The sequence below is a fragment of the Desulfuromonadaceae bacterium genome (assembly GCA_019429445.1).
Taxonomy (GTDB): Bacteria; Desulfobacterota; Desulfuromonadia; order Desulfuromonadales; family JAHYIW01; genus JAHYIW01.
Window position 1 is genome coordinate 1 of record JAHYIW010000037.1, and the last position, 23,670, is coordinate 23,670.

Annotated in this window: 22 protein-coding genes; 4 read left to right on the forward strand and 18 right to left on the reverse strand. The window is 52.2% G+C overall.

The features are described from left to right. The 10 genes from K0A93_12435 to K0A93_12480 all read right to left on the reverse strand — a co-directional run. On the reverse strand, positions 1 to 629 hold a 629-nt coding region (locus K0A93_12435), incomplete at its 3' end, for an indolepyruvate ferredoxin oxidoreductase subunit alpha (GenBank protein MBW6512897.1). A gap of 76 nt (positions 630 to 705) precedes the next feature. Further along, the gene (locus K0A93_12440; GenBank protein ID MBW6512898.1) at positions 706 to 1,623 is read right to left on the reverse strand and encodes an exopolyphosphatase; all 918 of its coding nucleotides are present in this window, start codon (positions 1,621 to 1,623) and stop codon (positions 706 to 708) included. A 2-nt stretch (positions 1,624 to 1,625) separates the two neighbouring features. Beyond that, a complete protein-coding gene (locus K0A93_12445) occupies positions 1,626 to 3,302 on the reverse strand; it encodes a Na/Pi cotransporter family protein (protein ID MBW6512899.1) in 1,677 nt (558 codons plus the stop codon). Between the two features lie 93 nt (positions 3,303 to 3,395). Further along, entirely contained in the window at positions 3,396 to 4,034 is a 639-nt protein-coding gene (locus K0A93_12450; protein ID MBW6512900.1) for a hypothetical protein, read from the reverse strand. 13 nt (positions 4,035 to 4,047) lie between these two features. After that, positions 4,048 to 4,521 carry a cyclic nucleotide-binding domain-containing protein gene (locus tag K0A93_12455; protein MBW6512901.1) on the reverse strand — a complete coding sequence of 158 codons (474 nt, stop codon included), beginning with the start codon at positions 4,519 to 4,521 and terminating at the stop codon, positions 4,048 to 4,050. 2 nt (positions 4,522 to 4,523) lie between these two features. After that, a complete protein-coding gene (locus K0A93_12460) occupies positions 4,524 to 4,949 on the reverse strand; it encodes an OmpA family protein (protein MBW6512902.1) in 426 nt (141 codons plus the stop codon). A gap of 84 nt (positions 4,950 to 5,033) precedes the next feature. Next, entirely contained in the window at positions 5,034 to 6,980 is a 1,947-nt protein-coding gene (locus tag K0A93_12465; GenBank protein ID MBW6512903.1) for an OmpA family protein, read from the reverse strand. 447 nt (positions 6,981 to 7,427) lie between these two features. Then, entirely contained in the window at positions 7,428 to 7,706 is a 279-nt protein-coding gene (locus tag K0A93_12470) for an integration host factor subunit beta (GenBank protein MBW6512904.1), read from the reverse strand. 109 nt (positions 7,707 to 7,815) lie between these two features. Then, positions 7,816 to 8,382, reverse strand: coding sequence for an XRE family transcriptional regulator (locus tag K0A93_12475; protein ID MBW6512905.1), 567 nt, complete (start codon positions 8,380 to 8,382; stop codon positions 7,816 to 7,818). An 18-nt stretch (positions 8,383 to 8,400) separates the two neighbouring features. Next, positions 8,401 to 8,967: an XRE family transcriptional regulator gene (locus K0A93_12480; protein ID MBW6512906.1), complete on the reverse strand. Its 567-nt coding sequence runs from the start codon at positions 8,965 to 8,967 to the stop codon at positions 8,401 to 8,403. 189 nt (positions 8,968 to 9,156) lie between these two features. On the opposite strand from K0A93_12480, the gene bioB reads away from it, so the two are divergent. Genes bioB through bioA form a run of 3 tightly spaced genes read left to right on the forward strand, consistent with a single transcriptional unit; the run spans position 9,157 to position 12,233 of the window. Further along, positions 9,157 to 10,140, forward strand: a complete 984-nt coding sequence (gene bioB, locus K0A93_12485; protein MBW6512907.1) for a biotin synthase BioB — start codon at positions 9,157 to 9,159, stop codon at positions 10,138 to 10,140. Continuing rightward, positions 10,130 to 10,867, forward strand: a complete 738-nt coding sequence (bioD, locus tag K0A93_12490) for a dethiobiotin synthase (GenBank protein MBW6512908.1) — start codon at positions 10,130 to 10,132, stop codon at positions 10,865 to 10,867. Before bioB ends, bioD begins: the two co-directional genes overlap by 11 nt. 13 nt (positions 10,868 to 10,880) lie before the next feature. After that, positions 10,881 to 12,233: an adenosylmethionine--8-amino-7-oxononanoate transaminase gene (gene bioA / locus K0A93_12495; GenBank protein ID MBW6512909.1), complete on the forward strand. Its 1,353-nt coding sequence runs from the start codon at positions 10,881 to 10,883 to the stop codon at positions 12,231 to 12,233. Between the two features lie 6 nt (positions 12,234 to 12,239). Here the strand turns inward: bioA and K0A93_12500 are convergent, their stop codons facing one another. The 6 genes from K0A93_12500 to ydiK all read right to left on the reverse strand — a co-directional run bounded on the left by K0A93_12500 (position 12,240) and on the right by ydiK (position 17,475). Continuing rightward, entirely contained in the window at positions 12,240 to 12,596 is a 357-nt protein-coding gene (locus tag K0A93_12500; GenBank protein MBW6512910.1) for a hypothetical protein, read from the reverse strand. A 147-nt stretch (positions 12,597 to 12,743) separates the two neighbouring features. Further along, entirely contained in the window at positions 12,744 to 13,604 is an 861-nt protein-coding gene (locus K0A93_12505; protein MBW6512911.1) for a hypothetical protein, read from the reverse strand. A gap of 91 nt (positions 13,605 to 13,695) precedes the next feature. Further along, positions 13,696 to 14,667 (reverse strand): tRNA 5-methoxyuridine(34)/uridine 5-oxyacetic acid(34) synthase CmoB, encoded by a 972-nt coding sequence (gene cmoB, locus K0A93_12510; protein MBW6512912.1) that lies wholly within the window; start codon positions 14,665 to 14,667, stop codon positions 13,696 to 13,698. Continuing rightward, positions 14,664 to 15,398, reverse strand: a complete 735-nt coding sequence (cmoA, locus tag K0A93_12515) for a carboxy-S-adenosyl-L-methionine synthase CmoA (protein MBW6512913.1) — start codon at positions 15,396 to 15,398, stop codon at positions 14,664 to 14,666. Before cmoA ends, cmoB begins: the two co-directional genes overlap by 4 nt. A gap of 30 nt (positions 15,399 to 15,428) precedes the next feature. Continuing rightward, entirely contained in the window at positions 15,429 to 16,283 is an 855-nt protein-coding gene (locus K0A93_12520; GenBank protein ID MBW6512914.1) for a mechanosensitive ion channel family protein, read from the reverse strand. 103 nt (positions 16,284 to 16,386) lie between these two features. Then, positions 16,387 to 17,475 (reverse strand): AI-2E family transporter YdiK, encoded by a 1,089-nt coding sequence (gene ydiK, locus K0A93_12525; protein MBW6512915.1) that lies wholly within the window; start codon positions 17,473 to 17,475, stop codon positions 16,387 to 16,389. 450 nt (positions 17,476 to 17,925) lie between these two features. On the opposite strand from ydiK, the gene dinD reads away from it, so the two are divergent. Beyond that, the gene (gene dinD, locus K0A93_12530; protein MBW6512916.1) at positions 17,926 to 18,768 is read left to right on the forward strand and encodes a DNA damage-inducible protein D; all 843 of its coding nucleotides are present in this window, start codon (positions 17,926 to 17,928) and stop codon (positions 18,766 to 18,768) included. Between the two features lie 37 nt (positions 18,769 to 18,805). Here the strand turns inward: dinD and K0A93_12535 are convergent, their stop codons facing one another. After that, complete coding sequence (locus tag K0A93_12535) at positions 18,806 to 22,555, reverse strand: AAA family ATPase (GenBank protein ID MBW6512917.1); 3,750 nt, start codon at positions 22,553 to 22,555, stop codon at positions 18,806 to 18,808. 11 nt (positions 22,556 to 22,566) lie between these two features. Next, the coding region (locus K0A93_12540; protein MBW6512918.1) for an exonuclease SbcCD subunit D C-terminal domain-containing protein at positions 22,567 to 23,670 on the reverse strand (1,104 nt) is incomplete at its 5' end.

Here is a 23,670-nt window from a genome sequence, read left to right on the forward strand (position 1 = left end):
GTAATCCGTTTTTCAACGGTGTGATGGAGCGGGCGTGCATTACCGGGGAGCATCACCAGTTTTGCGGGATTTCGACTCAGACTTGGCTCTGGCAGCCCTGTTAGCGGTTCGCCGAGCGTAACCACAGACTTGGAGTGTGAAATCCGGGTGGTGGTGCGCAACATCACGGGCGTGTCGAACTGTTCACTGACCGCAAAAGCCAAACGCGTAAATTCCAGAGCTTCCTGGCTGTCCGCCGGTTCAAAGATCGGAACCTTGGCAAATTTGGCATAATTACGATTGTCCTGCTCATTTTGCGATGAGTGCAACTCAGGGTCATCTGCTGTGACCAGTACCAGTCCGCCACGAACCCCGGTATAGGACAGGGTAAAAAGTGGGTCCGCAGCAACGTTGACCCCGACATGTTTCATTGTCACCAAGGTGCGCACGCCACCAAACGAGGCGCCAATCGCGACCTCAAGAGCAACCTTTTCGTTGGGTGACCATGAGGCATCAATACCCTGATAAGAAACAAGGTTTTCCAGGATTTCGGTGCTGGGAGTACCAGGATAAGCCGCTGCGACCTTGACACCAGCCTCAAACGCGCCGCGGGCTATCGCTTCATTTCCAGACAAGACGGTCTTTTTCATGGGATCCTTTAATCAAAAGATATTACGGGCTGTGATAGCCGGGGATTGCTGAATATAGTCAAACAGTAGACCCTTGTCAATCTTCGGAGCGGACCGGTGACAGATCGGCCATGCTAAGCAATAACCCTTCGAGCAGGCCAAAATCAGTGACGGTCATCTCTGCTTTGGCAAAGGCATGAAAAACTGCCTGTAAAATCTCGATGCCAACGGGCAGGATGTCACCCCTGCCCGGCTCTACACCGGGAAGATTTTCGCGCTCGACTACAGACAGTAAACATAATTGTTCGTAAAAGTCGCTGAGTTGATTAATGCTGAAACGAAAATTATTGACACGTTTCCAGTCGTATTCAGTCATCTTCATCAGCGCCGCCGCGACCGTGGTGATCGTCCCGGCGGTGCCGATCAAGGTGACGTCGTCACCCCCCGTTAGACCAGCAAAATCAGTGGCGAGTTCTTCAGCAAAGAGTGCTTGCCGATGACGTCGCTCAGCATCATCAACAATTTCGTAGAGACCGACCGCGCCGATCGGATAACTTTTTGCCAGCATAACCGTCTTTGCGTGACAGTAGATAAGTTCCGTACTGCCGCCGCCGATATCGACGATCAGACTGTGCCTTGGAGTGGGCTGAACAACCGAAAGTGCGCCGGATGCGCTTAGTTGTGCCTCAATAATTCCGGAAACAATTTCAACATCCAGACCGCAATGCTGAGAGACGGAAGAAACAAACTGCGCCCCGTTGACTGCTCCGCGGACAGCTTCTGTTGCAACCGCACGCAGCGTCGTGCAACCAGACATTTTTACCGCTTGAACAAAGGTCATCAGAGCGGCAAGAGTTCGTTCCATCGATGCCCGGCCAAGCCCCTGGCGGGGGGTGCAGCAACCACCCAGTCGGGTTATGGCACGCTCATATCGCAAGGGGATAACGTGCCCGTCCTCGATCTTGCCAATCAGCAGACGGACCGTGTTGGTGCCGATATCAATCGCTGCATACACGACTATTTTTTCCCGACCACGGCCTCGGCAACGTTAAAGGTGTGGTCGCCAATCTTTTCAAAATTATGGAGCATGTCGATAAAGATTAATCCGGGCACGACCGAGCATTCACCGGTGTTCAGGCGGGTGATGTGATTATTCCGCAAACTTTCTTCTAATTGATCAACGCGTTCTTCAAGCAAATGGGCCTGCGGCAGGATTTTGCGGTCACCCTGCTCCAGCCCCTCAATGACAAAGACAAGGAAATCGCGAGTGGCCTTGGCAATTTCCTCCAGTTCTTCCATGGCAACCACGGAAAATTTAGTTTTCTGTTCAACCAGCCGCTGGGTGAGCCGCCAGAGATTTTCACAGTGGTCACCGACACGTTCCAGATCGTTAATCATTCGCATTAACGAGGCGCTGGAAGTTGATATCTCCTGACTGATTGACTTCTGTGACAAGGCGACAAGAAAATTGGTAATCTCGTGTTGCAGCAGGTCGACAACATCTTCCTGTTTTTCGAGAGCGACAACCGCCTTTAAATTATGAGTCCACATGACATCCATCGTTTCGTCGAACATTTCCAGAGCAATTCTGGCCATGCGCTTCGTTTCCGAGCGTGCCTGAGCGATTGCGATCGGCGGGGTATTGAGAACCCGGTTGTCAATATATTTGAGGTGAAACTCGGTCACTTTATCGTTACCGCGAAGTGTCAGCGTGGTGATTTTGGCCAGAACTCCGACCAGGGGGAGAAAAATCAACACATTGATAATATTAAACAATGTATGAGCGTTGGCAATGTGCCGGGCAATATACGGCTTGTCCCCGATCGCGAAGCCAAGGCTCTCTGCCTGCTGCGCAGTCAGGATCTGCAAATCCGGCTCTCCGGGGGTAATTGATTTGATAAACGCCATAAAATACGGGAACAGCAGCAACATATAAGCAACGCCGAAGACGTTGAATAAAAAGTGGGCAAATGCGGTTCGGCGCGCGGCGACATTGGTCCCGATGGCAGCCAGATTAGAGGTAATTGTGGTGCCGATATTTTCTCCGAGAATCAATGCAACGCTGGCCTCAAACGTCAGCAATCCGCTCGTTGCCAGGGCCAGGGTAATGCCGATCGTTGCTGAACTGCTCTGCACGAGAATCGTTAAAATGGCACCGATCAGAACCCCGAGCAAATGATTATCTCCGACCAGAATAAAAAACTGCCGAAACTCATCACTGGCCTTGATCGGATCAAAGGCCTGTTTCATGGTTGCCAGACCAAAAAAAAGGATACCAAAACCCAGCAGAATTTCTCCAGTGTAAACCCATTTGCGGTTTCCGGAAAAAAGTTTCAGCCCCGCACCAAGGCCGATGGCGGGTAGTGCATATTTGGTGATATTGAAAGCAATCAACTGTGCCGTGACTGTCGTGCCGACGTTGGCACCGAGGACCACGCCGATCGCTTGAACCAACGACATCAGGCCGGCGTTGACAAAACCGACGACCATTACGGTTGTCGCGCTTGACGACTGGATGATGGTGGTTACAGACAGGCCGACCAGTGCCCCGACAAGGCGGTTATTGGTCAATGCGGCGAGAATTCTCCGCATCCGTTCGCCAGCGATTTTCTGCAGCCCCTCCGACATGATCTTCATGCCGAAAAGAAAGAGCCCCAACCCACCCATCAGACCGAAAATAAGCTTTTGATTCATTAAAACTTGAAGCACTTAATCCCCCCTTCAGGCAAGGAGATGAATAAAAACTTGTGAAGTTACAAGAAGGTGGAGAATATAACTCGGGAAGGGCTATTTTTCAACGGAAAACGGGAGTTTGAACTCGGTTGACGTAGTGCTGCCTATGGCCGGTTGCAGGCGTAATTCGAGGAAATTGAAGGTAGAGAAGTCAGCCAAAAAAAATATTTCGCCGCTTACTTCAATCCCGGTTTTGACTTTACCAAAAGGAAAAGACGCCGCAATAAGTTCTTCGGGGTAGTATTCGACATAAAATGGCAAGGAACTTTCAAACTGATTGATGTTGGCACCACGTTCACGATCTTCAAGATAGTAGTAGCCGACGTAAGGTGAGGGAATTAAGTAAAATGTGTCTTTTTTGAGGATCGTCGTCAAATCTTCAACGGTTGCCGGGCGCAGCTGTTTTTTGCCATCGGCGATAAGAACAACCGAGTCACGAGAAAAATCGACCTCGTCAGCAGAGTTATTGGTAAAACTGACCGAAAATGAGGCGATATTGACGGAAGGCTGCGCTGTCGGTACCGCATACGGGTTGGCTTTGGCCCGAATTGAGATTCCATTGATCACTTCAGTCGCCGTGTTTGTTTTAAGATCAATCATCGCGGTCTGTGTTGCAACGGGCTTGATTTTAACTCCGGCACAACCTGCTGACAGAACAACTGCAACGAGCAACACGATCAATCGACCCATCATCTTCCACCTCATGTTAATTCATTTCCGAGAATGCGACTTTAAATCTGTTGCGAAAGTCACCGTCTGTTTCGCGCAACTGCGCACAAAATATTTTAACAATGTTGCGCAACAGCTTCAGCGCCACTGCCGGATGATTCTGACAAAACGCATCAAAAGAAGATTTTTTTATACTTAAAATTGTTGCTGACTCGGCAACACGGGCGGTTGCCGCACGGGGCGTATTGTCGAACAGAGCCATCTCACCAAACACCTCACCGGCACCAAGCACAGCGAGCATTTTCTCTTCCCCTTCCGCCAACATCTTGAAAACTGCGACCGTTCCGCGCGTGATTAAATAAAGCGATTCTGCGGCCATATTTTCGACAAAAACCGTCTTTCCCTCCCCCATTTGATGCTCTGTGAAGAGCAACTGGAGCGTTTCAAGTTCTCTGTCATCAAGACCATCGAACAGTTTGCAGGATCTGATATTTTGAAAAGAGATCGACATATTTATTCCACTGCTAGTGAATTAATTGTTTGTAAAACTGCCGAAGCATCAATGTCGATCAGTTTATCATAGATTGCAATTTCGACACGATCAGCAATGGATATTTCTTTATTACCATATTTATTTATACCGAATCCGGTAATATAAACGTTGTTGATGCCGTTTGAAGCCAGATAGTCGCGCACCGCTTTGGCTCGCAACATTGACGCTTGCATCGTCTCTTTTTCATCTTTGCCTGGGGAGCAAAATCCCTCGGCACGAATAATTTTGTTTGCTTCGTACCTGGCCAGTTTATTCAGTGTTGCGCTGGCCTGCTGTTTGCCCTTTTCACTCAGTCTGACAGATGTGTGGTGAGGGAACTGAATGATGCCCAGCACCTCCCTGCTCTCAAGCACAAGCAAGGCCTCGGCGGGGATATCTTCAGCCACGACCAAAAGACTGCCACACAGGCAGAAACATAAAATAAAAAAAACGCTTCTCATCAACATCGTAATCGTTCCGAAAGATTAAGGTTAATTTGGTATGAGGACCAGGATCTCGACCCGACGATTGGCCGCCCGCCCCTCTTTGGTCAGATTGTCATCAATCGGGGTGCTTTCGCCAAAACCTTTGATGAAGATGCGCTCGGATTCAATTCCATGGCTGACAGCCAGTCTGGTAGCAGCGCTGATTGCGCGTTGCAACGATAAATCCTGATTGTATTGTTCCGAACCAACAGAATCCGTGTGTCCATCAATCCGCAGAAAAAACCATTTATTGTCTTTTCTCAACTGCTCCGCAACTTGATCCAGTGCCGCAATAGTTTCCGGGCTCAAAGTCGATTGATCGAACCCGAACTCAAAGCCTGGCAGTCTGAATTTACGGTAAACTTTCGCGGAAATCGGTTTCCCGGTGGAAAAATTCACATTGGGGCGCGCCACCACCGGTTCGAGCGGAACCGCCCGAACCGGTGCCGGTGCAGCAACCGGTTTCGTCACCAGCTTGGGTTGCTGAATTCTTCTTTCTTTCGCGGATTCGACCGTTTGAATCCAAAATTCAAAAACCTCTGATTCTGCCCCCAGATGCAGCTTGAACGGGTTGATAGAACCGGCTGTCCTGTTTATTTTCAAAGTAATCAATTTATTGGGAGGGGCCAGTGTGTCGGAGAGTTCGTATTGGACGTCCCCCTCGATCCACACCGGTAAATCCTGCTGGTAGTTGTGGTAAAATTCGACAACTAAAGCATCCGTCCCCATCCGCACCTGGGTGAAGTTCGCCTGGTAAAGTAATTCTTCAGAGATTTTCTGAGCAACGAGGTGGCCGGAGTCGATGGCCACATCTCCCTCAATGTCAACAAATTCATTCAGTTGATAACTTCTGCCGCCAGACAAAACGCCAGGAATTACGATTGAACCAGCAGTCACTGCAGATGCAGCAGCCGAAGTGGCTGTTACAATATCCTGCGCTAGGTTTGCTGGAGCTGACAACGCCGGGGCCGATCCCACCGGAGCCACGGAGAGCGCTTTTAATGTCTGGGCGCCGGCGATAGTGAGGCGATCAGAAGGCGTCAGGACAATCTCTTCTCCAGTAACAACGGGCACCTCAAGTTTGGTTACCGGCGCAAGGGGCGCTGTCTGCAAGCCTTGTACGGTACCCCGTAATGGTTTCAACATCCGCACCTTGATGATTTTCTTGATCTCTTTCTTCTCCTCAGCGGTGTCGGCTGAGGATACCGGTCGTGGCAACTCCCGTTGGTAAGTTCCGATTCCCTGACATGAAGAAAACCCGAAAATAAGTTTCCACTCATCCGTTGCGTCGTTCAACCCGGAAACCATACCAAGATTGAGCGTCAGGTGCGGTGAAAGGTGGTACTGAAGGGCAAACGTGGCTTCACTCGGCCCATCCACACCAGCGTTGTAACTTATCCAGTCACGATGTGTTTGCGCTGCGTATTCAGCGACCAGGCGTAACCGTTCAGTCGGCAGAAACTCGACAGCGCCGCCATAAAGTGTCTGATCAGCAATGCCACCACCGACGGGATCCTCATTGGCACTGTATCCCCCGTTCAAGTGAAAGCCGAAACGCCCCAGCTTGTAGCTGGCGACCAGCCGCGTGACGGTATCGGTCAAACCGTCGGTATTGATATCGTCGGAGACCCATCGCCGCATTTCGCCCTCAAGCGCCAGCTTGAAGCTGGCGGAACGTTTCCCCCAAAAACGTAATTTCATGCCGACATTGGCAAAACCGCGGGGATTGTCGTTCTCATCACCATTCAGGGTGATATTGGGAAAAGAGCCGTAGGCCTCAAGAAATGTGCCCAGACCAATAGTTATGGTCACCGGGACGATTGTCCCGGTGCTGTCGCTGACACTCCAGACACCGACACAGATATTACCGGCATTGAGCGTTTCGGCAGTGGGTTGGGTAATAATGCCGGTGGAACCAGACAACGCTGGTATTGCAAAGGCGGTACGTGACAAGAAGAACACGCAAAAGGAAATGATTAAACAGATTTTAAGTTTGTGAAACAGGCAGAACATATCAAATAAAGTCTCTGTAGGCAGCGGAAAATAAATGCAGGGCAAATTATCACTTGCGTGAGCTAAAATCAAGCAGGCTCAATCACCCTGAGATATTTAACAGGGGGCGAACCTGTAGAGACCTTTTATCAATTTACGTGCCAAAACGGTCACCTTTGCGGCGGCGGATAGTGCAAAAAATGCATTATGCCCAGGGGACAGAGCATCGGCGACCGATCAGGTATGGTTTGAAGCAAACGAGGGGTGCTGCATACGTCTCAAGCGGAAGGGAAAAGTGTTGATTTGCACACTGCCAGACAGTGAATCAGCGTGACGGGAAGATGTGATGCCATCGACAAAAAAGCCCGGAAACCATACGGTAACCGGGCAAATGGCGATAAACAGGAATCAGCTGTTGTTGACACGCTCACGTAATTCTTTACCAACCTTGAAAAAAGGCAGTCTTTTCGGGTTGACCTTGATCACTTCCCCGGTTTTAGGGTTCCGGCCCATATATGCCTTGTATTCCTTGATCATAAAACTGCCGAACCCACGAATTTCGATACGATCACCATGCGCCAGGGTGTCCGACATTGAGTCAAAGATGACATTGACAATTTCTTCCGACTTTTTGTACGTCAGATCACGTTGAGTTGCCAGCTTTTCGACCAGTTCCGACTTGTTCATTAACAACCTCCACAGCAAAGCACCTGGGGGGATAAATCCATTCAGACCACGATGTTAATATACCTGTCAATCCCCGGCTGTCAACCAGATCGTTGCAAAATCAGTGCGATCAGATAACGGTAAAAGGCGATAACGTCCAAATCACCCTGGCTTCATCGTCGCCGATATTGTCCCAACGATGAGGCAGATGCGATTTAAAGCAGATACTGTCGCCGGAGTTGAGAACATGTGTCTCGCCAGCGATGGTTATGCGCAGCCGTCCCTCAATCAGATACAGCAGCTCATCTCCCGGATGGTACATATTGCGCCTGCCACTGGTCCCGCCCTTGGCTACAGTGCAGTAAAATGACATGAATTGAGGATCACGAAGGCCGGAAGTGAACGATTCAGTCACCATGTTACTGTCATCATCGTAGACAGTCTTGTCGCGTTTTCCCGGTGCGGTAAGCACGATCTCGTGGGTAGTGGTGACTTCCTCAACAAAGTAGTTGATGCTTTTGCCGAAGACGATGGCCAGTTTCATCAAGATTTCGACCGAAGGGATGGTCAACCCCCGTTCAACCCGGGAAATCATATTGGATGAAACAAGTGAACGCTCCGCAAGTTCCTGGATGGTCATATCGTTTTTGAGGCGAATCGCTTTCAACTTCTTGCCAACAATTTTTTTTATCTTCATGAAATAGCTCCGCAATCGCTATTGAGAGATATAGGGGGCAGGCGAAACAACCCACAAAACGATGGTCTTGTCACTATGGAGATTCATCCAGCGATGTGCTTGAGAGGCTTTAAAAACGATCGAGTCCCCCTTGTGGAGAACAAACCGTTCCTGTTCAATGACGAACTCCATCCCGCCTTCGATAACCAGAGCAAACTCTTCCCCGGTGTGGACCATCCCCCCCTCACCGCTGTCGCACCCGATTTCCAGGGTATCGTAAAAGACCGAAAAACTCGGGTCGCGAATCCCCTGGGTCAGGCTGGTAATCTGGTGTTTGTCCTCAAAAAAGAAAACCGGTTCGCCCTGGTCACGCCGGGTGACGATAACGGTCGAACATTTTTCTGCCTCTTCAACAAAATAATTAACGCTCATGCCGAATGCATTGGCCAGCTTCATCAGAATTTCAACAGAAGGAATTGTCAAACCCCGTTCGATTCGCGAAATCATGTTCGATGAAACAGATGATTTTTCGGCCAGTTCCTGAATAGTAAAGTCGTTCCGTAAACGAATTGACTTGAGCTTTTTTCCAATCATTTTTTTTATCATATCAGTGCCGTCCCTTTTGAAAATGAAAAAACGTTTTACCATTATTAGAAGTCAGTGTCAATACGATCTGTATTTCTTCTCGCACAAATGGTAAATCAGCGAGTCGCATTGTAAACCACAACGCTATCGATAGTTGACAATGCCTCCAGGAAATGTATAATCACGCGAAATTTATCAGGAGATGTAATTATGACCCTCGATCCAATTGCCTTGGCAAAAGATATTATTGCAGGAAAGTTGTTGACCCAGGATGAAGCTTTTGCCCTGATGAACGCTCGAGGAGCACAACTTTCGGCTGTTTTTGCCGGTGCGCACCTGCTTAAAGAAAAACAGTTTGGCGATAAAATCGAACTATGTTCTATTATTAACGCAAAATCAGGACGTTGCAGTGAAAACTGTGCTTTTTGCGCCCAGTCGGCGCATCACCAAACTGACGCACCGGTCTTCCCGCTTAAAACATATCGTGAGATCATGGCCCAGGCCCGTGCCGCGGCGGATGAGGGTTCGCATTGTTTCGGTATTGTCACCAGTGGCACCCGCATCGACGCTGAAGATGAATTGGCTACGATTCTCGCGGCCATACGCGAGATTAAAGCGACCCTGCCGATCGATCCGTCGGCATCGCTGGGCATTCTTTCCCGAGATAGCGCACAGCAACTTGTCGCGGCCGGGTGCGTTACCTATCATCACAACCTTGAAACCGCCCGGTCTTTCTTCCCCAGCGTGTGTACAACCCATGCCTACGATGAAGATATCGAAACCGTCAAGATCGCCAAAGATGCTGGCATGAATGTCTGTTGCGGGGGGATTTTTGGTCTTGGTGAATCGCTTGCGCAACGCATTGAGCTGGCCTTTACCCTGCGTGAGCTGGATGTCGATTCCGTACCGATCAACTTCCTCAATCCAATTGCTGGAACCCCGCTGCAAAATAATCGCGAACTGACTCCGCTCGATTGTTTACGCATTATCGCCCTCTTCCGCTATACCCTGCCCCGGCAGCGGATCAGTGTCTGCGGCGGGCGGGAACCGAACCTGCGCGATTTTCAGTCGTGGTTGACAATTGCCGGCGCCAGCGGTGCAATGATCGGTAATTATTTGACCACCACCGGTCGTGATCGTGACAGCGATCTGCAAATGTTTCGTGACGCCGAGGTAACGATCGATGCCTGCTGAATTGCCAAGTCGCGGTATTTTTATCACCGGAACCGATACTGGTGTCGGTAAAACGATCATCGCCGCGACGCTGGCAACCTTGCTGCGCGCTCAAGGGGTTAGCGTCGGGGTGATGAAGCCGGTTGAAACCGGCATCAACGATCCGACCTCAATGGGTCCCGATGCCCGGCTATTACGAGCAAGCTCCGGTTGCTCGGCAGCTGACCAACTCATCGCACCCTATCGATTCGCGCTGCCTGTCGCACCGGCCCTCGCTGCTTCCAAAGCGGGGATCAAAATCGACTTGCAGCATATTTGCGACTGTTACCGGCAGCTTGCCGCAAGCCACGATTACGTGATCGTCGAAGGAGCCGGTGGGTTGATGGTACCGCTGGCCGGAGGATTGTTGACCTGTGATCTGGTCACGCTGTTGCAATTACCCCTGCTGATTGTAACTCGCCCTACCCTGGGCACCATCAATCACACACTGCTGACGATTTTTGCTGCGCGCACCATGGAGGTGCCGGTCAGCGGATTTGTTATTAACCGTATGCCCGCCGCCCCGGAACTTGCCGAACAGGAAGCGCCCCACACCCTTGCTTCACTCGCTTCTGCCAGTCTTCTGGGCGTGCTGCCGCAGGTAGACGGTTCCACTGCCGAAATAACGACAACCCTCGCCGCAACATGGCGTGAAGCGGCAACGTTCGGCTGGACAACTGCCGCACTCAACATCACACCCTATTTCTGACAATCTGGAAACGATGGACGCATCCGAAATCATCCGCCTTGACCGACGTCATGTCTGGCATCCATGTACGCAGGAAAAAGACCTGGAGACCTTGCCACCGATCGTTATTGAACGCGGCGAAGGGGTCTATCTGATCGATGCTGCGGGGAAACGTTACATCGACGGCGTCTCCTCCTGGTGGGTGAATCTTTTCGGGCACAATCATCCCCGCCTCAACGCCGCGCTGCGCGAACAAACAGAGCGGATCGCTCACCACATTTTTGCCGGATTCACCCATCAGCCGGCGGTCGAACTTGCCGCGCGGCTCTGTGCGTTGGCGCCAGGTGACAAACTGAACAAGGTTTTTTTCGTCGACAACGGTTCAAGCGCGGTTGAAGCAGCGTTGAAAATGAGTTTTCAGTACTGGCAGCAGTCAGGTCGGCCCCAAAAAACCCGTTTTGTCAGCATCACCGAGGCCTATCACGGTGAAACGGTCGGGGCGCTCTCGGTCAGCGGCTGTGATCTGTACCGCAAGGTCTATCAGCCCCTCCTCATGCAGGGATATCAGGCGACCGGGCCTGACTGCTATCGCTGCCCCTGCAAAGAGGAGCGCGACACCTGTACGGCACCGTGTTTTAAACATCTGGAACAGGTCGTGATGGAACATCATCAGGAGATTTGCGGCATCATCATCGAACCGCTGATTCAGTGCGCGGCGGGCATGCGCATCTACTCACCCGTCTATCTGCGCAAGCTGCGTGCCCTGTGTGATCGCTATAATGTTCATTACATCGCCGATGAAATCGCCGTCGGTTTCGGTCGCACCGGCACCATGTTCGCCAACGAACATGCCGGAGTCGCGCCCGACCTGATGTGCCTCTCCAAGGGGATCACCGGTGGTTACATGCCGCTGGCCGCAGTGCTTGCCACGGATGATATATATGCGGCATTTTATGACGATTACGCCACGATGAAGGCTTTCCTCCACTCCCATTCCTACACCGGAAATCCGTTGGCATGTCGTTTGGCGGTGGAAGTTCTCAATATCTTCGCCGAGGAATCGATACTTGAACAGATTCAGGTAACCGGCAAGTTACTTGCCCGGCAGCGTGAGCGATTTACCGAACTGGAGCACGTCGGAGAATTTCGGCAATGCGGTATGGTTGCCGCGATTGAGATGGTCCGTGAGAAAAAAGGAAAGACCCCCTACCCCTGGCAGGAACGCCGCGGTCTGGAGGTCTATAAATTGGCGCTGGAGAGAGGAGCGCTACTGCGTCCGCTCGGTAACGTGATCTATTTCATGCCGCCACTCACGATCGGGGAAGATCAACTGCTGGAATTGACAACCATTGCCCGCGATGCTATCGCGGCTGTCACGGCTAACTGAACGCATTCATGACGGGCTTGCAAAGACGTATTCCTGATCCAGCACATTGATGATTTGCTGCGCCTCGTAATCGAGCTGTTCAATACGAAATCCGGTTTCGTGCAGATCCTGGTTGAGCGCTGTCTTGGTCCATACACTGACAATACTCAACTCAAGCCAGTCCTTGCCGTGAATCGTGGTCGGCAATTCAACTTTTAAGTGAAAATGCAACCCCTCCGGGATGATCTGCTCCCCCGTCAAGCGCAGACCGCTGGTGTTGATATCAACCACGCGTCCGAGGGGCGTCCCGGCGGCAATATCAACTGTCTGTAAATAATAGATGGATGTTCGACGGATGTTTTTTCGCGCGTCCTTCCTTACCATGGCACTCCCCTGTTAAAGAGTCGGCTGTAAATCAATGATGCTGGATCACACTGAAAAGTCAAGCGCCGAAAACAATTAAGGGCCTGTAGGAAAATAAGATGGCCGGAAGATGAGATGCAAGATAGTCATGTTATTTCCTTACAGGCCCTAACCACGAGATAAAAGCAGATAGCGTACGCCGTACCAAAGCAGCATGGTCAGAGCAATCAGCGGCAATGCCGGGACGAACCCTCCCGATGACTGTGCCAGGATAATGGCGACAAAGAGGGCGACCACTGACACCGGCAGGTAACGCCCGATCTGCCCCTGTCGCGCCAGCGTCTCGCCACACACCCCGGCCAGATTGTCATTGACCCCGTGGCGCCGGGCAACAATGGCGAAAAAAACCACCATGATCCAGTCGGAGATACCGAACACCGGAACCAGAGTGGCTGAACCGGGAAATGCCAGCTTCACCAGGACCATGTCAATCAACGGCGGCGTACCCACCGGGTACAGGTAATAGGTTTTGATTTCCCGGGCGAAACCGGCCGTCGGGCCGTGCAGCCAACTGATAAAATCGGCCAGGGTCATCACCACACACACCGGAACGATTTCCCACAAACGATTAACATAGCGCGCCAACGCCGCCCCGATCAGGGTCCCGGCCAACAGCAATATTCCCGACTTGATCGCGGCCAGGAGCGGTTGCCAACCGATTGTGGGGTGTAACTGGTTGATCAACCAGACACTCAGCGCCAGACATCCCCCCCAAAACAGATAGAACCCGCGGCTGCGTTCTTCGGGATGCAACAGCAGTGCGGGAAGCAGTAACTGAGCGGCGGCAAAGAGTTGCAGCGCATTGAACACCCCTCCCCACCAGAGCGTCGGAAATTCGATCACCCGACCGACTGACCAAAGGCTGAAGATGACACAACTCCACAACAGATGACTGGAAATCAGCAGAAAGATCAAGCGGCGGTTTGCTTTGCTAAAAGCCGCATAAGTGGTCAGAAGGGATGGTGCCATGGGGAAGATTATGCCTTGGACAGGGTTAAAGGTAAACGTCAAACTCCCGCTGTGACGCCGCGAGCGACGGTGCAGTGACGGCTGAACAGTTTCAGGGACGGGTCGCCGTAAAAATCGCTCTCACCGGTGCCGGGTACCCTTCGATCGTTTTTGATGAATCGTGCGGATCGAGGAAGTCGGCGAGCGACTCGAAAGTCATCCACGCCGTCGGGCGCTGCTCTGCGGTGCTGGTGCGGTTGGTATCGACACAGACAATATCGGTAAAGCCGCAACGACGCAACCATAAGGTCAGTGCCGCGATCGACGGCAGGAACCAGACATTGCGCATCTTGGCGTAGCGCCCTTCCGGCATAAAAAACGTTTCCTGCTCCGTTTCAACAATCAACGTCTCCAGAATCAGCTCGCCGCCGGGGCGTAAACACCCCTTCAGCTCCAGCAGGTGATCAAGGGGGGAACGACGATGATAGAGCACCCCCATCGAAAAGACGCTGTCAAAGCAAGCCATTTCGGGCGGCAGATCTTCAATACCGATCGGCAGGAGATGATGCCGAGGATCGTTCAGGTAGCGTTGCATCACCTGAAACTGCAACACCGACACCAGCGTCGGATCGATGCCGAGAACCAGCTCGGCCCCCTCCCCGCGCATTCGCCAGCCGTGATAACTGTTGCCGCAACCGATATCGAGCACGGTGCGTCCCCCCAGCGACTGAATGTGCGGCACCACCCGCTCCCATTTCCAGTCAGAACGCCATTCGGTATCGATCTGCACACCAAACAGCGTATAGGGCCCCTTGCGCCAGGGGTGAAAAGCCATCAGCTGCGCCGTCAACGCCTCCTGGCTGACACTTCCGAGATCTTCCGCCCGACCGATGACGACCTGCTCCCGAATCTCGACCTGAGACGGCGTAAGCGTCGGCAATTGCCGCAACGCCTCGTGCCAGGCGGCCATCTTGCCGTGACCATTGATCGCGAGGATAACCGGGAGGGTCTGTTGCAGATGCCGCGCCCAGGAGTGCAACCCCAGTGCATCGAGCTGCGGAAAGAGTGCTGCATAAGGGTTCATTTGACCGCGACCAGCGAGGCGAAGTTGCAGCATTGAAACCAGACCGTACTGAACGTGAAGCCTGCCGTCTGTAGGCGTTGTTGATGACAAGCCAATGTCTCCGGAATCATCACCTTCTCCAGTGCCGTACGTTTCTGACTGATTTCGAGATCGCTGTAGCCGTTGGCGCGTTTGAAATCGAGATGAAGCTGGTCATGAAACTGCTGTTTGACCGGCTCGGTAAAGGCGATCTTCTCCGACAAGATCAGGATTCCGCCAGGTTTTACCCCCTGACAGATGCGTTCCAGCAACCGCTGTCGCTCGGCCGGGGGGATGAACTGCAAGGTAAAATTCAGTACCACGACAGAAGCATTTTTAATGACAATATCGCGCAGATCAGCACAGATCATGGTGACCGGAACGATCGATTCCTGGTCACGGGACAGCAACTCCCGCCCCCGCTCGACCATCGCCGGAGAATTATCGACAGCAACAATGTCGCAGTCCGGCTGAGAAATCCGTTGGCGCATCGCCAGACTGACCGCTCCCAGCGAGCAGCCGAGATCGTAGCAGTGACTGCCGGGCTGAGCATATCTGGCCGCCATGATGCCGATAGTGGAAATCATCATTGCGTAACCGGGAACCGAACGCTGAATCATGTCCGGAAAAACCGCGGCGACTCGTTCATCAAAAGTAAAATCGATAACCTCATTGAGCGGCGCAGCATAAATAACGTCTAACTTTTTAGTCACAATCGGTTCGTCCTTTTTTTCATAGCCATGTCATGCTCCGGAATCCGCGACCTCGATGTTGGCAACATTCGCAACTACATGCACGCTGCGCTGCGGGAAGGGGATGCTCAAGCCTGCCGCTTCGATCTCCTCTTTGACGCGTTTGTTTAAATCCCAGCGCGTCTGCCAGTAATCGTCAATCGTCGTCCATCCCCGCAGCTGAAGATTTACAGCGCTATCCCCCATGGAGGCGACCATGGTCTGCGGCACCGGGGTCTGAAGAAAGCGTTGCTCGGAGCTGATAATTTTTTTAAGAACATCCAGCCCGGCGTCAATCGGGTCGCTATAAGCAATCCCGATGACAATATCGAGTCGTCGTTTGCCATTACGGGTGAAATTCGTAATATTGTTTCCCCAGATTACACTGTTCGGGGCAGAAACATACAGGCCGTCAAAGGTTTCGAGGATAGTGGTAAACAGATTGACTTCGCGCACTGTTCCGGTAACCGAGCCAAACTCGACAAAATTCCCTGCCCTGAAGGGACGCAGAAACAACAACATAATACCGGCGGCGATATTACTTAAGGTATCCTTCAGGGCAAAACCGATGGCCAGACCGGCGGCCCCGAGCAGAGCAATAATACTGGTCGTGTTGACCCCGAAAATATCGAGGATAAAAACTCCACCGATGGTGTAAACCGCATAGGTAGCCGTTGTGCAAAGGATCGGAACCAACGTTGTATCCAGCTTCTCAAGCCGGTCGTGAAGCCTCTGAATTGCCCGCCGCACCCCTTTGGCCACAACTACGCTGACGATCAGGATGACGATACCCAATACTGCCTTGTAGCCGATGCTGACCAAGGTTGCTGAATGATTAGCCCAAAAACTGCTCAGTAATTCCGCCATAGACACTCCTCTCGTGGTTACTTTTGTCTGCTACAGTTTTCACACATGACTACAGAAAACTCTAACAATTTCACCCTTTCGGGGGAATTTTACCGCAGAAGAGCTACTCCTCAAAGGCGGCAGGTTCAATCGCATCAGCGATGATTTCATCGTCGACCCAGGCTCTCATCAGGGTATAGGCAACCGCCAGCAACACCGGGCCGATAAAAAGGCCGATAACGCCGAAGGCGATGAGTCCCCCGATAACACCGGTAAAGATCAGCAACAGCGGCAAGTTGGCGTTGCGACGAATGAGGATGGGCCGCATGAAACCGTCCATGCTCATGACAATAATCGACCAGACCAACATGGCTGAACCCCAGCCGATACTCTCTTTCCAGAACATCCAGATGACAACCGGAATCAGTACCGGCCCGGCGCCAATCTGGGCGATAGTCAGCATGAAAATCAGCGCGGTCAGCAACGAAGCATAAGGGATCCCCACCACGGCCAGGCCGAGACCGGCCATAATCGCTTGAGCCAGCGCCGTAATGACCACGCCCTGGGCAACCGCGCGCACCGATTTCGCCGCCAGCAAAACCGCATTTTCACCACGATCTTCAGCGATGCGGTACGCCAGACGCCGAACCATATTGGCGGCGACCTCACCATTTATATAGAGCAGAGCGGTCAGGATCAAAGTCAGAATGAAATGCACCAGCATCATACCAAGACTGCCCGCCTGGGCGACCATCCATTTGGCAATATTACTCACGTAAGGGGCCAGGCTGTTGGTAAGCTCGCCCGGCTTTGAGCTTGCTGCCTGGTGCCAATAATCGGTCGCAAAGGCGCCGATCAGCGGCAATCGTTCGACCCAGGCAGGGGGAGAAGGAATCTTCATGGTCGCAAGTTGCTTGCCCAGCGCGTTGATATTCGGCGCGTTCTCAACAATGGTGCCAACGGCGAGGGTAAAGGGAACAACAAACGTCAGTACCAGCAAAATCATTAAAATCAACATCGCCGAGCGGCGACTGCGCACCTTCTTCTCAATCGACAGCAGCACCGGCCAGGTTGAAATAGCAAGCATCGTGGCCCAGATCAAAGCGGGTAAAAAAGGGCGCATAATCCAGAGGCAAGCAACCAGCAGCCCGCCGATCAGGGTGATGGCCAAAGTATTGCGAACCAGATTTTTAAGAGGGGTATCATCGGCCATGATTAAGTCAATCTTCACATCAAGGGAGGTTCAGGGTGCGTTGCGGATACGTGACAAATTGTTACACAAAACGTTCTTAATTGCAGCAACGATTCGAGACAAAAGTTGCTGACTTCTTTTTCCTGGAACTGTATTGCTGCTTTCCCTCCCATATACTGCCCGCGCCCAAATATCCTTTGAGGAAATCAAAATACTCGACAGTCCTCATCATCGATTGCGGCATCGGACTCAATACCGATCCGGGCCAATGAAAGCATCTATCCACCGCTAACAGGTCTTTTTCCTTCAAGAATTCGATAAGGTCTGATAGAGTGGCGCGAATCAAAAAGCATTTTTTGTCGGCTTTTCTGGTACGAAGCAAGGGGTTCTTCGGCAAAACCGGAACCAGGCCTGATGCCGCTTTTCGAGATCAGACCGATGATCAATAGCTTATCCGGGGGGAATTAAAACATGAAGATTGATGTCATTCACTCGCTGACCGATTCTTTTGAATCTCATGCTCAGCAGACCGAAGGCGGCGTTGAATTCTGGCTTGCCCGTGATTTGCAGCATCTGCTCGGTTACTCTGAGTGGCGCAATTTCACCGCGGTCATATCCAAGGCCAAGACCGCCTGCGAGGTATCCGGTCATGCCATTTCAGACCATTTTGTTGATGTCAACAAAATGGTCGACCTCGGTTCCGGCAGTCAGCGCGAAGTCGATGACATCATGCTCACCCGCTACGCCTGTTATCTGATTGCCCAGAACGGCGATGCCAAGAAGCAGGAAATCGCCTTTGCCCAGACCTATTTCGCGGTGCAGACCCGCAAAGCAGAATTGATCGAACAACGCCTGCTGGAAGCCGAGCGGGTTTCGGCCCGCAAAAAGCTCTCGGCCACCGAAAAGGAACTGTCCGAGGTCATCTACGAACAGACCGGCGGCAACCAGAATTTCGCCCTCATCCGCAGCAAGGGCGATCAGGCGCTGTTCGGTAAAACCACCCAGGCCATGAAGGCCCATTGGAAAGTACCGGACAATCGACCACTGGCCGACTTCGCCCCCACCATCATCCTGAAAGCCAAGGATTTCGCCACCGAGATCACCATCTTCAACGCCAGGCAGCACCAGATGGACCGCGAGGGTGATATCTCCCGGGAACACGTCACCAACAATCAGGCGGTTAGAAACACCCTGCTCGAACGCGGCATTCGCCCCGAGCACCTGCCGGCTGCCGAGGATGTCAAAAAGGTCGAGCGTCGCATCGCCACGGCCGACAAGAAATCCCTGAAAAATCCCGACCCATTGGACGCATAGCGAATCATTGGGGGCCGCATCTTAACTTATAACATCGTTAAGAGTTGAAACACGGCCCCCCTGCTTCTTCGGCCCCCTGCTTCTTGTCGGCCCGTTCTGTAGCGCTCAACCTGCTGCATCCAGGCCCGGATATCTGGCTTCTGCCCCCAGTTTGAGGGATTACCTGTATTTGGGCACTGATGCGCTCTTTAAGCGCCAGGACGTGGGAAATGACACCGATCAGCTTTCCATCCTGTTGCAGTCCCGCGAGAGTTTCAAGCGCTGTGTCCAGAGCTTCCTCATCAAGCGTCCCAAACCCTTCATCCAGGAAGAGCGAGTCCACCCGGACATTCTTGCTGGCCATGTGAGATAAACCCAGCGCCAGCGACAGGCTGACGATAAAGCTCTCACCACCGGACAGGTTCTTCGTGGACCGAATCTCGCCCGCCTGATAGTTGTCTATTACGTTGAGTTCCAACGGCTGGGCATCATCTCGTATCAGCAGGTAACGGTCGGTCATTTTCTGCAACTGCCGGTTGGCGTGGCCTATCATCATTTCAAAGGTCAGACCTTGGGCAAAATTGCGATATTTCTTCCCGTCTGCTGAGCCAATCAACTCGTGAAGCAGGTCCCATCTTGAACATTCTCGTTTTTGAGCGTCAATGGCCTGAACTCGGTCCTGCTGCTGTTGTTTCAAGCTGTCATTATCTTTGAGCTTCTGCCGAATACCACCGATCTCCTGCTGGATATCCCTTAGGGTTCCAGCCAGTTCGACTACTGCATTCTTGAGTTCTTCCAATGGTTCTTTGCTGATATTCTTCTGCCGTTCGGCCTCCAACGACTGGGTCTTCTCACGCTCCTTGGAGGCTATTTCGTTTCTCTCGTCTAATAGCTTCTGTGCTTGTTGTGCCAGATGTCTGCGCTCGCTCTCGGGGAGACAGGAGGATTTGTAATTTCCCTCGCCAGTGAAACCGGATGCTTTCAGTCGTATCAGGAATGACTCATCAGCCGACTTCAACTGAAGATCACGGGCGTGAATTGATTTCTCAAATTCGTCGATTTTGGCTTTCAGTTGACTGAGTGCCTGATTGGCTGCCGATGATTTCTGACGGGCACCATCCAGGCCCTTGTCGGCGGATTCGATGGCCTCGGAAAGACGCTTTTCTTCATCTTCGGTCTTTTTCTCCCCAAACAGCTCACGCCGTTCACCCTGGAGGGTATCCTGATCACGGACATGTCCAGCTAACACCTCTTGCTGTCTCTTGATATCGTTTTCAGCCTTGAGGATCTGCTCAGCCCGGTGGCTTGCCTGTATTTCAAGAGCCGCTATCTTCTGTTGAAGTTCGGTCGTTTGCTTATTCCTGGAAACCCACTGATCGCGTCGCGCTGCTAACTGTTCATAGTCCGTATCGATGGTTTCGATAGCGAGTGCTGCCATCTCGTAAGGTTCAATCTCTTTCTGCAATGCATCGAGCGATTTTTCCTGTTGCTCTTGATATCCAAACGCTTCCTTTCCCAGCCGCTCCAGCAATTGCTCGACAGATTCTTTTTTATGAGCAGCAGCCTGAACCTCGCGCTCACGTTCTACTACTGAATCCTTGGCTTTCGTGAGTAGATCCCGGAGCGTAGCCAATTCCTTTTCGATAGAATCCGCTGTCTCTAAAATGCCTGTGGCGCGAACGAGCTGACGAGAGTTCTCATCCTTCAAGTCTATAAGTTTCTCGGGAAGCTCAGGATCGGATGCAGCCAATTTCGGGTCGAAGTCCAATTCTGCGCAGTTGTCACTGATCACCCGGCTGGCTTCACCTATTTTCTCGCCGTGTTCCGTCAGTGCGGTGGCCGTTTGTTCAAGATCCTTGTTCACTTGCGCCAACCTGACCTTCTGGTCAGAAATTTTTCCAGTAACCGATTTGAGCGCTCCCCTCACCGAGGTAAGGTGTTGTTGCGTCTCACCAGGGACCGGAATATTGCCTTCGGCAAAAGGATGATCTTTGGCTCCGCATAATGGACAAGGCTCACCATCCTGAAGCTGATTGCGTGCTTCTTCGAGATCCTCAATTCGTTTGAGTAATGTCAGCTGGGTCTCAAGTAGGTCCATTTCCTTTTCAAGAGCCGCCTGCTTTTCGATTTGGGTCGCAAGCGAGCTGGTCAATGTCGACTCTTCCTGCCTGAGCGCGGTTTGTCGACTTTCAAGCTGGGAGATGGTCTGCTGCGATTTAGCCAGAGATTCGACGGCCTCAAGTGTTTTGCCAATGAGGTCTTTCTGAGTGGTCAATGTCGACAGGCATTTTCGCCACGCAGCCACGTCCTTGCCGTCAAGGATTTCTAGAAGATTGGACTGTTTCTCAGCCAACGCCCTCTTGGATTTCTCCAGGTCTTCTTTCTCGTTGTCCAGGCAGATCGATTGTTCCTGCCAGACACTCAATTCCTCCTTGAGCTGGGTTTTCGCTTGCGCTATTTCTTCCAATTTGCCTGTAAGATGCCCGGAAAGAACCTTCAATACATCGAAACGGCTCCTCAGCCCAGCGAGATGCTCAACCAGTTTTTCATCCACTTGGGATGCCTCAAGAAGAGCCTGCAATTTGTCCAACGCCTTGCGTTGATTGCCCAAATCCTCTGAATCGCTTTTCTGTTTGGTTTGGAGCGTTTCGAGAAAAAATGACTGCTCGGCGACGGAATCACGCACCGCAATGATAGGGGAATCCTTCTCGACAATTTTCAGGTCCAGCTCGCGAGCCTTTCGGATGATCGGCAGTGCTACTTGCTGTTCTGTCTTTCGTGCCGCAAGTTGCTCAGAAGCCACCGTCATGGATTCTTCCGTCTGCTTGACGACATCAGTGCAACCCGGCAAGGCCTTCTGACATTCGTCCAGCGAGCCTCGGGCAGCTTCTTGCTCATTACGGATGCCGCTCAACACCGCATACTCAGCAGAAAGTTCCAGTGCCTGATTGGCAAGTCGTAGCCGTTCCTGATCCGGCGCAAATGCTTCAACCTTAGTAATCTGTACAGCCTTTTCCTGGTCGAGCGCCTTCAATTCATTCTCAAGACGGGTTATGCCTTCGATCCATGTTATGGCCTGATTCTTCTGGGAAAGCTGCTTCGCGAGATCTGCGTCCTGTTCCCCTTTCTGATCCAGACTCTCGGCGAGCTGTTGCTCCTCTTCCGGTGTCAAAAGTTGCATCCCGGCCAGTGCCGCTTGCAGGGTGTCAAGCTGCTTTCGCTCCTGAGAACGACGCTCATGGACGCGGATGGATATCAGGCTGTAGATTTCTGTGCCTGTTATCTGCTCCAGGATCGGAGCCCGCTTATCCGCATCGGCCTTGAGAAACGTATCGAATCCGCCTTGTGCCAGCAACATGGATCGGGTGAAACGATCAAAATCCATGCCGGTAGCCGTCTCGATCTGATCGGCGACACCTCTGAGCTTGGATTCGAAAATCTCTCCAGAATCGGCATTGGCAATCTCGTGTTTCGGGGCCTGGAGTTCGCCATCCGGTTTTTTACGTGCCCGGTGCTGGCTCCAGTGGCAACGAAAGCGACCAGTTTGCGTTTCAAACGTCACCTCGGCAAAACATTCTCCAGTCTGGCGGGACATGGTCTCGTTTCCGCTTTTGGTGACCTTGTTCAGTCGCGGTGTCCTTCCGTAGAGGGCAAGACAAATAGCATCAAGGATAGTCGTCTTTCCCGCGCCGGTTGGACCGGTGATGGCGAAGATACCGTCGGATGTAAAAACAGGGTGCGTCAAGTCGATTTCCCATTCGCCGACCAGTGAGTTCAGATTTTTGAATCGTACCTGTAGTATCCTCATCGCCAGCCTCTCTATTCCGCCTGCTTATCGTCTTCGTAGAGAGACGAGAGTGTTTCCTGGTAGGCGCGATGCAGTTCCGGCCGCTGGTCTTCAGGCACGTCATGAACGGCGAGACATCGTTCGAACACTTCGTTGACGTTCAGATCATCTAGCGTTTCCTCTTCGTGGATTTGTCCCAACACGCGTTCGATAATGCGGTTGTTCTTCACCCGAAGAATTTCCATTTGAGTGCCGGTAATGGCCGCATCAAGACGCTCGCGCAGGTCGCCAATGACTTCTTCACCGTCGTAGACGACCTCAAGCCATGCCTGGACGTTGGCCGCCGACAGTTCAAGAATGCGGGTTGAGATTTCACTCAAGTCTCCCTTGACGCGCTCAAGCTTTTGAAACACCGGCACGTCGATCAGTTGAACAGACGCTGCTGAACTGTGGAATTCAACCTGGCAAACGCTCTTCTGCTGTTTTGCTTCTCCAAACCCCATGGGCAGTGGAGAGCCGCTGTACCGTATGGATTCGGAGCCGTTCACCTTTTGCGGGATGTGGAGGTGCCCCAGCGCCAGATAGTTGAAGCAGGCAGGAAAAATCCCGGCCGACACATGAGCCAAGGAGCCAACATAGAGTTCGCGCACACCGTCACCGTCGACGGTTTGGCCGCCAGCGGTAAACAAGTGTCCCAAAGCAACGATGGGAATATCGGCCCTGAGTTCCTCCCGCTTCTGTTCGGCCAGGGCGGCGACGGTGGCGTAATGATTGCGGATGCCGTCAATCAGCTTTCGCTCCTTGTCTTCGACACTCTCACCAGCTTCCGCCATGCGGATATCCCTGTCGCGGAGGTAAGGTACGGCACAGACAATCAGTTCCGGAGCGTCCTGCTCATTACGGAGTACCAGCACTTCGTCTTCCGGGTTTTCTGTGCTACTTCCAACCACGTGGACATCAAGGGCTTTGAGCAGTTCCTTGGGTGCATTGAGAAAGGAAGGCGAATCGTGGTTGCCCGCCACGACGACAACGTGCCGACAGGGTGACGCGGCCACCCGGCACAGGAAACGGTAATAGAGCTCTTGGGCACGGTTGCTCGGAGTGCTGGTGTCAAAAACGTCGCCTGCCACCAGCAG

Coding starts and splice junctions, on each gene's coding strand:
- K0A93_12445 (MBW6512899.1), bottom strand. CDS start 3,302: ATGAATCAAAAGCTTATTTTCGGTCTGATGGGTGGGTTGGGGCTCTTT.
- K0A93_12450 (MBW6512900.1), bottom strand. CDS start 4,034: ATGATGGGTCGATTGATCGTGTTGCTCGTTGCAGTTGTTCTGTCAGCA.
- K0A93_12455 (MBW6512901.1), bottom strand. CDS start 4,521: ATGTCGATCTCTTTTCAAAATATCAGATCCTGCAAACTGTTCGATGGT.
- K0A93_12470 (MBW6512904.1), bottom strand. CDS start 7,706: ATGAACAAGTCGGAACTGGTCGAAAAGCTGGCAACTCAACGTGATCTG.
- K0A93_12475 (MBW6512905.1), bottom strand. CDS start 8,382: ATGAAGATAAAAAAAATTGTTGGCAAGAAGTTGAAAGCGATTCGCCTC.
- K0A93_12480 (MBW6512906.1), bottom strand. CDS start 8,967: ATGATAAAAAAAATGATTGGAAAAAAGCTCAAGTCAATTCGTTTACGG.
- bioB (MBW6512907.1), top strand. CDS start 9,157: ATGACCCTCGATCCAATTGCCTTGGCAAAAGATATTATTGCAGGAAAG.
- bioD (MBW6512908.1), top strand. CDS start 10,130: ATGCCTGCTGAATTGCCAAGTCGCGGTATTTTTATCACCGGAACCGAT.
- bioA (MBW6512909.1), top strand. CDS start 10,881: ATGGACGCATCCGAAATCATCCGCCTTGACCGACGTCATGTCTGGCAT.
- K0A93_12500 (MBW6512910.1), bottom strand. CDS start 12,596: ATGGTAAGGAAGGACGCGCGAAAAAACATCCGTCGAACATCCATCTAT.
- K0A93_12505 (MBW6512911.1), bottom strand. CDS start 13,604: ATGGCACCATCCCTTCTGACCACTTATGCGGCTTTTAGCAAAGCAAAC.
- cmoB (MBW6512912.1), bottom strand. CDS start 14,667: ATGAACCCTTATGCAGCACTCTTTCCGCAGCTCGATGCACTGGGGTTG.
- K0A93_12520 (MBW6512914.1), bottom strand. CDS start 16,283: ATGGCGGAATTACTGAGCAGTTTTTGGGCTAATCATTCAGCAACCTTG.
- ydiK (MBW6512915.1), bottom strand. CDS start 17,475: ATGGCCGATGATACCCCTCTTAAAAATCTGGTTCGCAATACTTTGGCC.
- dinD (MBW6512916.1), top strand. CDS start 17,926: ATGAAGATTGATGTCATTCACTCGCTGACCGATTCTTTTGAATCTCAT.
- K0A93_12535 (MBW6512917.1), bottom strand. CDS start 22,555: ATGAGGATACTACAGGTACGATTCAAAAATCTGAACTCACTGGTCGGC.